This window comes from Amycolatopsis speibonae, assembly GCF_042647925.1.
In the GTDB taxonomy this organism is placed as follows: domain Bacteria; phylum Actinomycetota; class Actinomycetes; order Mycobacteriales; family Pseudonocardiaceae; genus Amycolatopsis; species Amycolatopsis speibonae.
In genome coordinates this window covers 1-417 of the sequence record NZ_JBHRWK010000160.1, presented here as the reverse complement: position 1 = coordinate 417, position 417 = coordinate 1, and the positions used below count along the sequence as shown (strand labels likewise).

Here is a 417-nt window from a genome sequence, read left to right as displayed (position 1 = left end):
TCTCGGTCGACGGCGTCGGTCGCGCGGGAGTTGGGTCTCACTGAGCAGACACTCCGCAACTGGGTTAACGACTATCGGAAAACTCATGCCGCGGATGAGCCGCCATTGACGGTGCCGGAGCGGGCGCGGCTACGCGAGCTGGAGAAAGAAGTCCGCGAGCTGCGGCTCGAGAAGGAATTTTTGGGAAAAGCCGCGGCCTTCTTCGCGAGCGAGTATCGGTGAGCGACATGTACGAGTTCATCGACGCGGAGAAGGAAGCCACCGAGCAGGGCGAGAAGAAATACACCGTCATCAACATGTGTGTCTGGCTTGTCGTGTCAACCTCGGGATATTACGAATGGCGTGAGCGGCCGGACTCGGCGACGGCGCGGCGGCGGGCCGGCCTCGCGGTGCTCGTGACAGCGATCTTCGAGGCGT

General features: G+C 62.4%; 1 protein-coding gene and 1 pseudogene. Both read left to right on the top strand.

Features of this window, described 5'->3' with window-relative positions; translation table 11 throughout:
- Positions 1 to 222, top strand: a 222-nt coding sequence (locus ACFOSH_RS43355; RefSeq protein WP_378247534.1) for a transposase, incomplete at its 5' end; no start/stop codon positions are given.
- Positions 219 to 417, top strand: a pseudogene (locus tag ACFOSH_RS43350) (hypothetical protein); the annotation flags it as partial. The gene ACFOSH_RS43355 and the pseudogene ACFOSH_RS43350, both read left to right, overlap by 4 nt.